The 13125-nt window shown below is 72.1% G+C and carries 11 protein-coding genes; 4 read left to right on the top strand and 7 right to left on the bottom strand.

Annotated elements, in window-relative coordinates:
• Positions 1-82: 82 nt before the first annotated feature.
• Complete coding sequence (locus AB0J02_RS32060; RefSeq protein ID WP_363197325.1) at positions 83-652, bottom strand: XRE family transcriptional regulator; 570 nt, start codon at positions 650-652, stop codon at positions 83-85.
• 261 nt (positions 653-913) lie between these two features.
• Between AB0J02_RS32060 and AB0J02_RS32055 the strand changes: the two genes are divergently transcribed.
• Entirely contained in the window at positions 914-2194 is a 1281-nt protein-coding gene (locus tag AB0J02_RS32055) for a YeeE/YedE family protein (protein ID WP_363197324.1), read from the top strand.
• A 19-nt stretch (positions 2195-2213) separates the two neighbouring features.
• Here AB0J02_RS32055 and AB0J02_RS32050 read toward each other — a convergent pair whose 3' ends face one another.
• The 3 genes from AB0J02_RS32050 to AB0J02_RS32040 all read right to left on the bottom strand — a co-directional run bounded on the left by AB0J02_RS32050 (position 2214) and on the right by AB0J02_RS32040 (position 7440).
• Positions 2214-2774 (bottom strand): TetR family transcriptional regulator, encoded by a 561-nt coding sequence (locus AB0J02_RS32050; RefSeq protein ID WP_363197323.1) that lies wholly within the window; start codon positions 2772-2774, stop codon positions 2214-2216.
• Positions 2771-4264 (bottom strand): MFS transporter, encoded by a 1494-nt coding sequence (locus tag AB0J02_RS32045; RefSeq protein WP_363197322.1) that lies wholly within the window; start codon positions 4262-4264, stop codon positions 2771-2773. Before AB0J02_RS32045 ends, AB0J02_RS32050 begins: the two co-directional genes overlap by 4 nt.
• A gap of 167 nt (positions 4265-4431) precedes the next feature.
• Complete coding sequence (locus AB0J02_RS32040; RefSeq protein WP_363197321.1) at positions 4432-7440, bottom strand: family 16 glycoside hydrolase; 3009 nt, start codon at positions 7438-7440, stop codon at positions 4432-4434.
• A 324-nt stretch (positions 7441-7764) separates the two neighbouring features.
• Between AB0J02_RS32040 and AB0J02_RS32035 the strand changes: the two genes are divergently transcribed.
• Positions 7765-8592 (top strand): DUF1206 domain-containing protein, encoded by an 828-nt coding sequence (locus AB0J02_RS32035; RefSeq protein WP_363197320.1) that lies wholly within the window; start codon positions 7765-7767, stop codon positions 8590-8592.
• Positions 8593-8600: 8 nt separating this feature from the next.
• Here the strand turns inward: AB0J02_RS32035 and AB0J02_RS32030 are convergent, their stop codons facing one another.
• Entirely contained in the window at positions 8601-9233 is a 633-nt protein-coding gene (locus tag AB0J02_RS32030; RefSeq protein ID WP_363197404.1) for a DUF1345 domain-containing protein, read from the bottom strand.
• Positions 9234-9387: 154 nt separating this feature from the next.
• On the opposite strand from AB0J02_RS32030, the gene AB0J02_RS32025 reads away from it, so the two are divergent.
• Positions 9388-9756, top strand: coding sequence for a hypothetical protein (locus AB0J02_RS32025; protein WP_363197319.1), 369 nt, complete (start codon positions 9388-9390; stop codon positions 9754-9756).
• Between the two features lie 19 nt (positions 9757-9775).
• Here AB0J02_RS32025 and AB0J02_RS32020 read toward each other — a convergent pair whose 3' ends face one another.
• A complete protein-coding gene (locus AB0J02_RS32020) occupies positions 9776-10669 on the bottom strand; it encodes a LysR family transcriptional regulator (RefSeq protein WP_363197318.1) in 894 nt (297 codons plus the stop codon).
• A gap of 127 nt (positions 10670-10796) precedes the next feature.
• Between AB0J02_RS32020 and AB0J02_RS32015 the strand changes: the two genes are divergently transcribed.
• Positions 10797-12062 (top strand): MFS transporter, encoded by a 1266-nt coding sequence (locus AB0J02_RS32015; protein WP_363197317.1) that lies wholly within the window; start codon positions 10797-10799, stop codon positions 12060-12062.
• A gap of 22 nt (positions 12063-12084) precedes the next feature.
• Here AB0J02_RS32015 and AB0J02_RS32010 read toward each other — a convergent pair whose 3' ends face one another.
• Positions 12085-13125 carry a LacI family DNA-binding transcriptional regulator gene (locus AB0J02_RS32010; protein ID WP_363197316.1) on the bottom strand — a complete coding sequence of 347 codons (1041 nt, stop codon included), beginning with the start codon at positions 13123-13125 and terminating at the stop codon, positions 12085-12087.

Here is a 13125-nt window from a genome sequence, read left to right as displayed (position 1 = left end):
CTCCTTGTGTATCGAGCCTGGCCTGACGTTCCCCGTTGGGCGCCGATTACCCGGGAACGCACGGCGCACAGCTGCCGATGATCTACGTTTTTTCGCCGCGCTGGTGGCCGCGGCGGGCGTCGCGGTCGAAGATGCCGAGGATGTCGCAGGGTCCGCCGTCGGCTCCGATGGCGTGCGGGAGCATCGTGGGGAACTCCGCCGCCTGATGGGTCTCGATCCGCAGGCGCCGGTCGCCCAGGAGCAGGATCGCGGTGCCGGACAGGACGACGAGCCATTCGCGGCCCGGGTGGGCACGCATGCGCGAGGGCTTGTCGGGCGGCGGTTCGGTCATGCGCTGGCGGATGACGCTCATACCGGGTTCCGCCTTGATGGGCCAGCGCATCTGCCCGCGGACGCTGTCGATCGTCGGGTGGGAGACGACGTCGTCCGTGGCCGTCTCGACCAGTTGGTCGAGCGAGGTGTCCAGGGCGCGCGCGAGGACGACGAGTTGATCGAGGGCGAGGCGTCGCTGTCCGTTCTCGATACGGGAGAGAGTGGACTGGCTGACCTTGGCGCGGCCCGCCAGCTCCTCCAGGGACCAGCCCTGCGCCAGCCGCAGGGCGCGGATGCGTTTGCGTACCAGACTGTCCAGCTCACCGTTGCCTTGCGTCATAGGCATGACTGTATGCCTGTGCGGCAGGGCGCCCGGTGGCCGCGCCGCGTGCCGCTCGCCATATGAGACACCTTTATGGGATCCCGAAGAGATCCTTACAGTGGTGCACATGTTCGGACCCGCACGTCAGCTCGCTCTCGCGCTCTTCGCGGCCACGCCGTGGAGCGTCGACGACGCGCTCTGTCGCAGCTGACTCCAGGCCGCGGAACCCCGCCGTCGCCGCCCGTCCGACATTCCCCCTCCCGCTTCCGGAGACTCACCGTGACCACCGCTCCCCCCGCCGGGGCGCCGCCCAGGGCCGCCCTGCTCGCGCCTGCCCCCACCTCGTCCCCCGCCCCCGTCGCCGAACCCGCGCCACCGGTGCGGCGGGCACCGCTGATCGGCGCCGGCGTCATCGGCGTGGCCCTCGCCGGCCATGTCTTCGCCGAACACGGGGCCAAGCCCGGTGTCCTGCTGCTGCTCGGCATCGCGCTCGGGTTCGCGCTGTTCCACTCGCGGTTCGGGTTCACCTCCGCCTGGCGGCAGTTGGTGGCCGTCGGCAACGGCACCGGGCTGCGCGCCCACACGCTGCTCCTCGGCACCACCGCGACGCTCTTCGCGCTGATCATCGGGACCGGCAGCGGCCTCTTCGGCTCGGTGCCCGCGCCCAGCGCGGGGCCGATCGGCGTGGGCCTGCTGGTCGGCGCGTTCCTCTTCGCGATCGGCATGCAGCTCGGCGGCGCCTGCGCCTCCGGCACCCTCTTCGCCGTCGGCTCGGGGCAGAGCACCATCGTGCTCACCCTCTTCGGCTTCATCACGGGGTCGACGCTCGCCGCCTGGCAGTTCGGGCTCTGGAACGACCTGCCCGCGTTCGACCCCTTCCTGCTCTCCGACCACGTCGGCTGGTTCGGTTCCTGGGCGGTGACGATCGTGGCGCTGGCCGCGATCTGGTTCGTCGCACGCGCTGTCCAGGCCCGCCGCAATCCCCCGCCGATCGGCGCCGCGCCCTCGGCGCGGGGCGCTCTGGCCCGGACCGTACGCGGCTCCTGGCCGCTGGTCGCGGGCGCGGTGGTGCTCGCGGTGCTCGGCGCCGGAGTGCTGCTCGTCTCGGGCGGTGCCTGGGGCATCACGAGCGCGTTCTCCCTGTGGGGCTCCAAGGTGGTGGGCGCGCTCGGCGGCTCGCCGGAGGCCTGGACGTACTGGCAGCAGCCCGGCAGCGCCGCCCAGTTGTCGGGGCCCGTGCTCGCCGACAAGAACAGCCTCACCGACATCGGCATCATGGTCGGCGCCGCCGTCGCCGCCGCCGCGGGCGGGGTGTGGAAGCTGCACCGCGGCATCCCCGCGCGGACGGCGCTCGCCGCGGTCCTCGGCGGTGTCCTGATGGGCATCGGGGCGCGGCTCGCGGGAGGCTGCAACATCGGCGCCTACCTCGCGGGCATCGCCTCGGGCTCGCTGCACGGCTGGATCTGGGGCGGCGTCGCCATCCTCGGCACCTGGGCGGGGCTGCGGCTGCGTCCGCTGTTCGGCCTGGGCAACCCCAAGCCGACCGACAGCGTCTGCTGAGCCCCGCACCGAACGGCGCTCAGGCGCCGCCCGCGTACATCTCCATGAGGATGTCGACGACGTCGCCGACCTCCGCGTCGGCCAGGTCGTCGAACGCCCCGGAGTGGCGGGCGAGCAGGACTCCCGCGACCGCCGCGACCAGCACGTCGGCCCGCAGGCCCGGGCGGTCGCGGCCCTCGCGGGCGAAGCGGTCCCGCAGCGGTTCCACGAGTCGCGCCTGCAGCGCCGCGCGCGTGGCGTCCTGGGCGCGCTGTTCGCTCAACGGCTGGACCGCGACGCGCAGCAGCGGTACCGGGCCCCGCCGTTCGGCCCGTTCGGCGACCTCGCGCAGCCGGGGCTCGGTCAGCAAGTCGTCCGGGGTGCTGTCGCCGTGCTCGGAGCGGAGCACCTCCACGTAGAGGAGGGCCTTGCTGCCGAAGTGGCGGGCGATCAGTGCGGCGTCGACTCCGGCCCGCTCGCCGATCTCCCGGATGGTGGTGCGGTCGTAGCCGCGCTCGGAGAACAGTTCCGTCGCCGCCCGCAGCAGCGCTTCGCGGCTGGGGGCACCGCTTCGGCGCCGGTCCTGGCCCGGCCCGGTCACGGGCGGCTCGGCTCTGTGCTCGCCTCGGCCGCGGTGCCCGCGCCCGCCGCGACGAGGGACGGCCGCGGGCGGGCGCCGACCCGGGTCAGTACGACGGCGATCACGCCGGTGATCAGGAAGGCGGCACAGCCGACGAGGCCCGCGCTGCGGTAGCCGTCATTGGTCGGCAGCACCGCGCCGACGTCGGTGTGGGCCTGCAGGACGACCGCGCTGAGCGCGCTGCCCGTCGAGTATCCGATGTACTTCACGACCTGATTGAAACTCATCGCGCTGCCCGTCTCCGCCGCGGGCACCCCGCCGACGATCAGTCCGGGGGTGACGGCGAACGTCACGCCCACGCCGAGTCCGGCCAGCGCCATCATCACGCCGATGCCCCACAGGCTGGAGCGGGCGAGCAGGAAGCAGACCAGTCCGGCGAACGACAGGAGGCAGCCGAGCGGCAGCATGCGGGCGGGGGTGGCGGCGCTGCCCATCATGCGGACCAGGCGGCCGGTGAGCAGGCTGGCCGCGGAGAACGGGACGAGCAGCAGCCCGGTGACGACGATGGACGCGCCGAAGCCGTATCCGGCGGCCTCGGGGGTCTGGACGTACCGGGTCACCAGAGCGATCAGCAGGTAGGTGCCGACGCCGCCGACCATCGTGGTCAGGTTGGCGACGAGGACACCGCGGTCCTTGACCAGGCTCACCCGGACCAGCGGATGCGGGGAGCGCAGCGAGTGCGCCACCCAGCCGGTGAGCAGGGCGATGGCGACGACGGCCAGCGCCAGCAGGCGCCCGGAGCTCCAGCCCCAGCGCTCCCCCTCCGCCAGGCTCAGCAGCAGCGCCGCCATGCCGCCGGCCAGCAGCAGCCCGCCGGGCACGTCCATGGGGGTGGTCGGCCGGTGCGGCGGTGCGGGCACGACGATCACGGTCGCGACGAACGCGGCGACCGCGGTGGCGGCCGCGAACCAGAACCCGGCGTACATGCCGAGGTACTCCGCGAACAGTCCGGTGATCGGGTAGCCGAGGCCGATACCCGCCGCGGTGGTCAGGGAGAGCGTCGCCACCGCCGCGCGGGCCTTCTCCGGGGGCAGCGCGTCGCGGGCCGTGGCGATGGCGAGCGGGACGAGTCCCATGCCGACGCCCTGCAGGGCCCGGCCGGCGAGCAGGCAGGGGAAGCCGAGCGGCAGCGCCGCCAGCAGGCTGCCCGCCATGACGGCGCCGAGCCCGGTGAGGATGACGCGCTTGCGGTACGGGCCGTCGCCGAGCCGCCCCATGACCGGCGTGGCGATGGCGCCGACCAGCATCGTCACGGTCAGCGCCCACTGCGCGGTGGAGACGCCGACGTGGTCCTCGGCGGCGATGGTCGGGATCAGTGGTGCGCCGAGGCTGCTGACGACGGCGACGAGCATGCCGAGCGAGACGAGGACGGGCACGAGTGCGCGCGGGTGGCGCAGCACGGGGGCCGTTGCGGAGGGGGTGGGCGCGGGCGCCGGTATGGAGGGACGCAAAGGTTTTCCCGTTCGTGTCATCAAGCGATGTCATCGCATGATGACAGGCCGGGGCGCGGGCTCCACACCCCGGCGACGTGCCGGTGACCGAAGTCACGAAAAGGCGCGCACACGGGGACGTGTGCGCGCCTGCCTCGCTCAGGTACGCGTCGGTGGTCCGGTACGGCTCACGCGAGCGGCGTCACCCGGATGTTCCGGAAGCGCACCTTGTTGCCGTGGTCCTGGAGCCGGATCGCCCCGGCCGACGGCCCCTCCGGCGCGCCCGCGCCGGTCGGGCCGTCGATCGCGACGTCGTCGTGGACCTTCTTGCCGTTCCACACCACGGTGACCCGCGCGTCGGCGGTCTTCTCGCCGCTGTCGTCGAAGCGCGCCGCGCGGAACGTGATGTCGTACGACTGCCATGTCTCCGGCGCCCGCGACGCGTTGACGTCCGGCGCCTTCTTCAGGTAGATCGCCCCGGCCTCGTTCGTGTCGAGGGTCGTGTCGCCGTACGAGTCGAGGATCTGGAGCTCGTAGCGGTCCTGGAGGTAGATGCCGCTGTTGCCGCGGTCCTGGCCGGTCACGTCGTCCGGCAGCAACGGCACGCGGAACTCGGCGTGCAGCGTGAAGTCCTGGTAGGCGTCCTTGGTCCGCAGGTCGCCGCAGCACACCTCCATCGACTGTTCGGCGGCGAGCGGCCATTGGGCACTCCGCCCGTCCGGATGCTGCCACTGGGCCTGGGATCCGGCGGTGCCGTCGAAGAGGGGGACCGGGGCGCCGTGCGGGCGCACGGTGATCAGGTCGAGGTTGACGTGGCCCGCGTCGCCGGTGTCGAAGCGGTAGGCGACGGTGTTCTTCCCGGCGCGCAGCCGGACCCGTTCGGTCTTCGTCGACCACGTGTCCCAGGTGCCGGTCGAGGCGAGCGAGGTCTGTCTCAGTTTCGTCCCGTTGGCGTACAGGGAAAGGGACTTGGTGCCCTCGTACGGGTTGGGGCCGTTGGAGTAGCGCAGGTTCACGTCGTAGTCGCCGGCCCTGGGGACCGTCACGTCGAAGGTGGTGGCGGCCTTGCCCTCGGTGCTGTAGCGGTCGACGAAACCACTGCCCGAGTAACCGGTGTGGTCGGTGTGGACGCCGGCCGTACCGGTCAGCCGGGCCTCTTCGGCCTCGTACAGCGTGGCGGCCGGCGGCTGCTTGCCGGGCAGTTCGTTGAGGGTGTACCAGGCTTCCGTGCTCCACAGGGTCTCGCCGGACGTGGCGGCGAAGGGGCGCGGCGAGCGGACGTGCACGACGCGGCCCGGCTTGAGGCCGTCGAGCCGCAGCCGCACCGTGCGGCCGTTGTCGGCGAGGGTCGCCGAGCGCACGGCGAGCCGCTCCTCGGCGATCTTCGGTCCGCCGTAGTCGCCGGTCGGGGTGTAGCGCCACTGTTCGGCCGTGTAGCGCTCGGCCAGCTTGTCGGCGGTGTCCTGCGACACCGGCTGCGTGTATGTGAGGTCGAAGCCGCCGGGGACCGCGCGCATCTCCTTGATGTCGAAGGTGTTGCCACCGTTCGGCGTCAGCTTCTGCAGGCCGAACCGCAGCTTGCCTTCCTGCCCCCAGTTGCCGTCGGCGCCGAGGCCGCCGGTGTAGATCGCTCCGTCGGGGCCCATGGTGATGCGGTTGACGCCGGCTTCGAGCCCTTGGGTGTAGCGGAACACGGCGCCCTGGTACTGGCCCTTCACCTTCTCCAGGTATCCGCGCTGGAGTCCGCCGTAGGTGACGTCACCGAAGAGCATCTGGCCCGCGAACTGTCCCTTGGTCAAGTACAGCGGTGTGCTGGGTGAGTTGGCGATCTCGTTCTGCGGCAGCCAGAGCACCGGCTGGGTGACGGGCTGGTCGTCGAACGGGCCCGACGGCTCGGTGTAGTGGTTGAAGAAGCGGTCCTGTCTGATCTGGACGAGCTTCGACGCGGGCAGCCAGCCGCCCTGGTTGTCGGTGGTGAAGATGGAGTCGTCCGGGCCCCAGCCGATCCCGTTCGGCGTGCGCAGGCCGCCCGCGACGGCGTGGATCTTCCCCGTCTTCCTGCTGACCTTGTACGTGGTTCCGCGGCCCGGCGCCGGCTGCGGGGTGGTGGTCGCCCCGCCGTAGTCGATGGCGACCGACAGGTTCACGTAGAAGTAGCCGTCACGGTAGAGGAGCCCGAAGGCGAACTCGTGGAACTTGCCGCCGTACGGCCAGGTGGCGATCGTGCGGTACTCGTCGGTGACGAAGTCCTTGTCGGTGTCGACGAGTTGGGTGAGTTCGTGCTTCTGCGATACGTACAGGGAACCGTCGACGTACTTGATGCCCATCGGCTCGCGCAGGCCGCTCGCGATCTTCTTGACGGTCACCTTGTCGCGGCTGGTGGCACCGGTGACGTGGTCGAGGAGGTACACCTCGCCGGCCACGTTCTCGGAGCCGCCCCACGTGCTGAGCGCGAGGCGTCCGTCAGGCAGCCAGTCCATGCCGGTGACCTGCGGTTCGAAGCCGTCCGGCCGCAGGTCGGTGAGGTCGAGGTCGGGGCGGACGCCGGTCAGCGGCAGGCCGTCGCCGGGGCTGTCCGTACCCGCCTCGCATTCCTTGCGGCCCGGCGCGGTGACCCGGACGACCCCGGCGTCGGTGCTCAGCGCCTCGCGCGGCACCACACTGAAGTCGCTCGCGCCCGGCGGTTTCCAGGCGAGGGTGAGCTGCTGGCCGCCGGTCGCCTCGAAGTAGTCGACGTGGAACGGGTGGGAGCCCGCGCCGAGTTGGACGGCTCCGTCCTTGGGCTCGGCGCCGTGCAGCCCGTCGTGGTCGATGACCTCGCGGTCGTCGATGGTGAGCCGTGAGCCGTCGTCGCTGGTGAGGCGGAAGGAGTACGTCCCATCGCTCGGGACGACCAGGTAACCGGAGGCCTGGGCCGTGAAGTTGTCGGCGAATCCGCCGAAGTCCTCGACCGTGGACCAGTCCACGGTCTGCATCAGCTTGTCGTGGTTGGGGGTCTGGCCGGGCTTGAGCGTGCACAGCTTGTTGAGCGGCACCTGGGTGTCGAAGACGCGCAGGGTGACACCCGGTTCCTGCGGCGGGATGTCGTCGGCGGCGGCGACGGACGGGGGCGCGACCCAGACGCCTCCGGCGAGAAAGCCACCGACGAGCAGGGTGGTGAGGCGTCTTCGGGCGCGGGGGAACAGCCGTGGATGCATCGGTCCTCCAGGACGGGACCGGAGGCCGCCGGATTGCACTCCGATCGAACTGAGAGCCTGTCGTCATAGGGATCCGCGGGTGCGCGGACGGACAGGGTTCCTACGGTTGCGCCGTCACGCTAAGGGACTTCTGCTCAACTCGTCCATACTTTGTCATCGATGAGTTCAAAGTGCGGCCGAGGCCCGGTCGCCGAGCAGCCGGGCGGCCGCGTGGACGCCGCTCGCCGACCCGTACGTGCCGCGCGTCGCCGCATGTCACGCCCGAGCCGGGGCACTTGTCGTCCCTGCGCCGAACCACGGGCGCGAAGGGGAGAGGGAGAGCGCGTGAGTGCAATCAAGGGCAGGGGCAGGGCCAAGGCCCGTCAGGCGGCGAACAGTTCCGTCGTCGACACAGGCGCGCGCTGGGGTCTGGCCGCGCGAGGGGTGCTCTACCTGTTGATCGGGCTGCTGGCCCTGCGTGTCGCGTTCGGCGGCGGGGGCGAGGAGGCCGACAGCAGCGGGGCCGTCCGCGAACTGGCCCAGCAGCCGTTCGGCAAGGTGCTGGTGTGGGCTGTCGGGATCGGCCTGGTGGGCATGGCACTGTGGCGGCTCAGCGAGGCCTTGTTCGGCTCGTCCGGACCCGGCGGCGACAAGCCGGGGAAGCGGGTGTTCTCGGCCGTGCGCTGCGTCTTCTACGGGTTCATGGCGTACTCGGTGCTGTCCTTCGCGGCGTCCGCCAAGAAGAGCGAGGGCAGCGACGCCAAGTCGCGGGACTTCACGGCACGGGCGCTCGACCTTCCGGCGGGGCGCTGGCTGGTCGGTGTCGCCGGCCTGGTGGTGATCGGCATAGGCGTCGGCGTCGCAGTGCGGGCGGTGATGCGCAAGTTCCACAAGCACCTCAAGAAGGCGCAGATGTCGCGGCACCTGCGCCGGGGCATCGACGTGCTGGGCATCAGCGGTGGTGTCGCACGGGGGCTGATCTACGCGGGCGCGGGCCTCTTCGTGGTGATCGCCGCCGCGAAGTACGACCCCGGCAAGGCCAAGGGGGTGGACGGCACCCTGCGGGCTTTCGCGGACACTCCTGCCGGGCCGTGGCTGCTGGCGCTGATCGCCTTCGGTCTCCTGCTGTTCGGCCTGTTCTCGTTCGCGCTCGCCCGCTACCGCAGGGTCTGACCGGCGGGTCAGCCGGTCACCAGGCCGGCGACGAGGTTGATGGTGGTGGCGAGGATGCTGGTGCCGAAGGCGTAGGACAGCAGGGTGTGCCGCAGCACGATCGCGCGGATCGTCGGGCTGGACACACTGGTGTCGGACACCTGGTACGTCATGCCGAGGTTGTAGCTGAAGTAGAGGAAGTCCCGGTAGGCGGGCGGCTGTTCGCCGTTGAAGTCGATCCCGCCGCCGGACGCGTAGTACACGTAGGCATAGCGGGTGGCGTACATGAGGTGCAGCGCGGCCCAGGCCAGGAACACTCCGCACAGCGCGGTCGCCGCGGCGACGTGGCCGGTGTCGGAGCTGCCGCGCAGGAGCAGCAGCACGATGGCGACCAGGCCGCACAGGGCCGCGGCGACGACCACGAGTTCCTCGGTGAGGGGGCGGAAGTCCTCGCGGTGCGCGTTGTCGTGCGTGGCGTCGGCGCCCATCGGCCACAGCACCAGCCAGCCCGACACCACGAAGGCGAGTTCCGTCACGGCGATGCCGACGAGCCAGCCGAGCGGGGCATCGGTCGTGGCCCCCACGACGGCGCCGATCAGGGCCCCCAGCACCACCGCCACGACGAGCCGGGGGACGGCGGACTGCGGCAGCGGGGAAGCCATCTTCATGGAGCGAATCCTCGCAGGTGGTCGCGGCTCCCGTAGCGGAGCCGGGCCGCCGTGCACAGACCCGGGGCAGGCCCGGCCTCGACATGCTTACTTACCAGTCAGTAGGCTCGCGCGGCAGCCGTAACCGCACCGCTACTCGGGAGGCCCCTTGCGCCGCGCACGTTCGCCCCAGCTCCTCGCCGGACTCCTGGCCGGGGCCGGGGTCGCTCATCTCCTGGTACCGAAGCCCTTCGACTCGATGGTGCCGCGCGTGCTGCCGGGCGCGCCGCGCACCTGGACCTACGCGAGCGCCGCGGTGGAACTGGCGCTGGCGGCCGGGGTCGCCCTGCCGCGCACGCGGGAGCGGTCGGCGACGGCCGCGGCCGCGTTCTTCGTCGCCGTCCTGCCCGGCAACGTGCAGATGGCCGTCGACTGGCGCGACCGCCCGGCCCCGCTGCGCCGCGCCGCGCTGGCCCGGCTGCCGCTGCAGGTGCCGCTGGTGCTGTGGGCGCGGAAGGTGGCCCGCGACGCGCGGTGAGGAACGCCCGGCGGCGGCGTCAGCCGGCAGGGGGCACGAACTCCCGCAGCAGGTCGGTCAGGGCGCGGGCCGCAGCGCTCCGCGCACGGTCGGCCGGGGCCGCAAGGGACAGCGGCCAGTGCAGGTCGGCGCCGGTCACCGGGATCACGGCGAGCCCGTGCGCGGTGCCGGTGAGGAAGCGCGGCAGCAGGGCGATGCCGAGGCCCGCGCGCACATAGTCCGCGCTGGTGGCGATGTCGGTGATCTCGATGGTGACGTGGCGCGGCACACGCGCCGTGGTGAAGGCACGGTCGGCGACGGCGCGGTTCCCGTAGCCGACCGGGCAGTCGATGAAGCGCAGCCCGGCCAGTTCACCGATCTCCACGTCGGTGCGTCCGGCGAACGGATGGTCGTGCGGCACGACCAGGTCCAGCGTCGAGCCGGTCAGTGGCAGCAGTTCGATACCGGCGGGGCGCGGTCCCGGCAGTGACACGAAGGCCAGGTCGAGACGGCGTTCGGTGAGCCCTTCGATATGCCCCCGCGAACCGGTGGGCGCGACGCTGATCTGCAGTTGCACACCGGGGTGACGGCGGTGGAACTCGCCGAGCAGGGCGGGCAGGTCGATCAGCCGGATCGAGGTCAGCGTGCCGAGGCGCAATGTGCCGCGCAGTCCGCCGCGCACCTCGGCGACGGCGTCGGCGGCTTCCCGGGCCGCGTCCAGGGCGATCCGCGCCTTGGGCAGGAGGGCCCGGCCCGCATCGGTGAGCAGCACGCGCTTGGAGTTGCGGTCCAGCAGGCGCGCGTCCAGCTCCCGCTCCAGGGCCTTCACCGCGGCGGAGACCGCGGACTGCACGATGTGCAGCCGGGCCGCCGCGCGCGTGAAGTTCTGCTCTTCGGCGACGGCGACGAAGTATTCGAGATGTCGGAGCTCCACGCCCCGACTATCGCACAGCTATCTCCGAAACAGATGGTTGCCAGCTGGAAGATTCGTTGGACGCGATCGCCGGGCGGACGCAGGATGGGCAGCGTCCGGACACCGGATCCTCGATCGGAGCTGAGCCATGACCACGCAGACACCCTTGCCCGTCCGGCCCTCCACGCCGGACGGCCCGTCGCCGGTCGGCGCCGCCGTGGGTACCGGCTCCGCCCGCCACGGCACGGGTTTCTGGGCCGTCGCCGTGGCGTTCCTGACAGCCATGGCGTTCTCTACCGTGCCGACGCCGCTGTATCCGCTGTACGAGGTCCGGGACGGCTTCTCGACGTTCATGGTCACCGTGGTCTTCGCCGTCTACGCGGTGGGCGTGATGGTCAGTCTCGTGCTGGCCGGGCACGTGTCGGACTGGGTGGGGCGCCGCAAGATCCTCGTGGCGGCGCTCGCACTGGAGCTCGTCGCGGCCGTGCTCTTCCTGACGACCCCGGCGCTGCCCATGCTGCTCGTGGCCCGCTTCGTCACCGGTCTCGGCGTCGGCATGCTGACCGCGACGGCCACGGCGCACCTGCACGAACTGCACGCCGCGCACCGGCCCGGCGCCTCGGCGCAGCGCTTCGAGATGGTCTCCACCGCGGCCAACATCGGCGGCCTCGGCCTCGGCCCGCTGGTCGCCGGGTTCCTCGCCCAGTACGTGGGGGCACCGCTCCGCCTGCCCTACGTCGTCTTCGCGGTGCTGCTCGTGGCGGTCATGGCCGCGCTCGTACTCGCCCCCGAGACGGTCCCCCAGCAGCGGGTCCGGCCGAAGTACCGGCCGCAGCGGGTGAGCGCCGACCACGGGGACCGCGCCGGGTACATCGCCGCCGCTGCCGCCGCCTTCTCCTCGTTCGCCGTGTTCGGTCTCTTCACATCGATCGCCGCCGGCTTCGTCGGGCACACGCTCGGCCATCCCTCCCGCGCCCTGGCCGGCGGCATCGTCGCCGCCGTGTTCGGCGGCGCGGCCCTCGCCCAGACGCTGGCCCACCGGCTGCCCCGGGCCAAGATGACAGCGGGCCTGGTCGCCGAGGGCGCCGGTTTCCTGACGCTCGTCGTCGGCATGCACACCGCCGGTCTCGCCGCGTTCCTGGCCGGCGGCGTCGTGGCGGGCATCGGCGCGGGCCTGCTGTTCAAGGCGGCGGTGGGCAGCGTCGTGGCGATGGCCGCGCCGGCGCGCCGCGGCGAGGCGCTCGCGAGCCTGTTCCTCATCGCCTACCTGGGGCTGAGCGTCCCGGCGGTCGGCATCGGCGTGGCCACCCTGTCGCTCACCGCCACCGCCGCGATGACCTGGTTCGCCGGGCTGCTCCTCGTGCTTCTCGCTCTCGTCGCGGTACTCAACCGACGCTCGTCAGGCGGCCGTTGAGCCCAGTTCGGCGAAGAGGCCCTCAGGTGGACGCGCGGACCACCAGTTCTGGTTCGAAGATCAGGGACGTCGGCTCCGTGCGCTCGCCCTCGATGTGTTCCTGAAGGATGCGGGCCATGGCCCTGGCCATCTCCTCGACCGGCTGCCGTACGGTCGTCAGCGGCGGAGTGCACGTGATCGCGACGCTGGAGTCGTCGAACCCGACCACCGCGACATCCTCCGGGATGCGCCGGCCCCGCTCCCGCAGCACCTGGCAGGCGCCTTGCGCCATCAGGTCGTTGGCCGCGAACACGCCGTCCAGACGGGGGTGGTCGTCCAGCAGTCTGGCCATCGCGGCGGCGCCGCTGCCGAGCGTGAACCCGCCCTCCGCGATGGGCACATAGGGCAGCCCCGCCCGCTCCATCGCCTCCCGGAACCCGGCGAGGCGCTGCTGTCCGGCCGGCAGGTCCAGGGGCCCCGTCACCGTCGCCACGCGGCGGCGGCCGCGGTCCAGGAGGTGCTGCGCGGCCATCCGGCCGCCCTCGCCGTGCGCCAGGTCCACGTAACTGATGGGAGCGGGCAGCGCGGGCCGCGCGAAACACACGGCGGGCAGCCCCTCCCGGGCGAGCAGCGGCGGCAGCGGGTCCTCCGCGTGCGTGGAGACGACCAGCGCGCCGTCCGCCCTGCCCTCGCGCAGGTACCCCATCACCTCGTCCCGGGCCGTCCCGGACTCGGCGAACATCAGGACGGGGTGCATGGACCGTGTCCTGAGGAAGGCGACGACACCGCTGACGATGCGGCCGAAGAACGGGTCGGCGAAGACCCGCGCCGCGAACGCGTTCCGGGCGCTCTCGTCCTCCTCGCCCGCGCCGGACACCACCAGGGCGATGGTCTCCGCACGCCGGGTGACCAGGGAACGCGCCGCCCTGTTGGGGGTGTAGCCGGTGCGCCTGATCGCGGCGCGCACCGTCTCGCGGATGGCGGGGTCCACGCTGGGGACCTCGTTGATCACCCGGGACACGGTCGCCCGCGAGACCCCCGCCTCACGGGCGACGTCCTCCAGCGTCAAGGACTGTCGTTGCAT

Origin of the sequence: Streptomyces sp. NPDC050264, assembly GCF_040655895.1 — a bacterium.
Lineage (GTDB): Bacteria > Actinomycetota > Actinomycetes > Streptomycetales > Streptomycetaceae > Streptomyces.
This window is presented reverse-complemented; position numbering and strand designations above follow the sequence as displayed.

Bases quoted from the DNA above. Each gene is read 5' to 3' on its own strand.
- AB0J02_RS32060 (WP_363197325.1), bottom strand. From the start codon at position 652: ATGACGCAAGGCAACGGTGAGCTGGACAGTCTGGTACGCAAACGCATC.
- AB0J02_RS32040 (WP_363197321.1), bottom strand. From the start codon at position 7,440: ATGCATCCACGGCTGTTCCCCCGCGCCCGAAGACGCCTCACCACCCTG.
- AB0J02_RS32030 (WP_363197404.1), bottom strand. From the start codon at position 9,233: ATGGCTTCCCCGCTGCCGCAGTCCGCCGTCCCCCGGCTCGTCGTGGCG.
- AB0J02_RS32015 (WP_363197317.1), top strand. From the start codon at position 10,797: ATGACCACGCAGACACCCTTGCCCGTCCGGCCCTCCACGCCGGACGGC.
- AB0J02_RS32010 (WP_363197316.1), bottom strand. From the start codon at position 13,125: ATGCAACGACAGTCCTTGACGCTGGAGGACGTCGCCCGTGAGGCGGGG.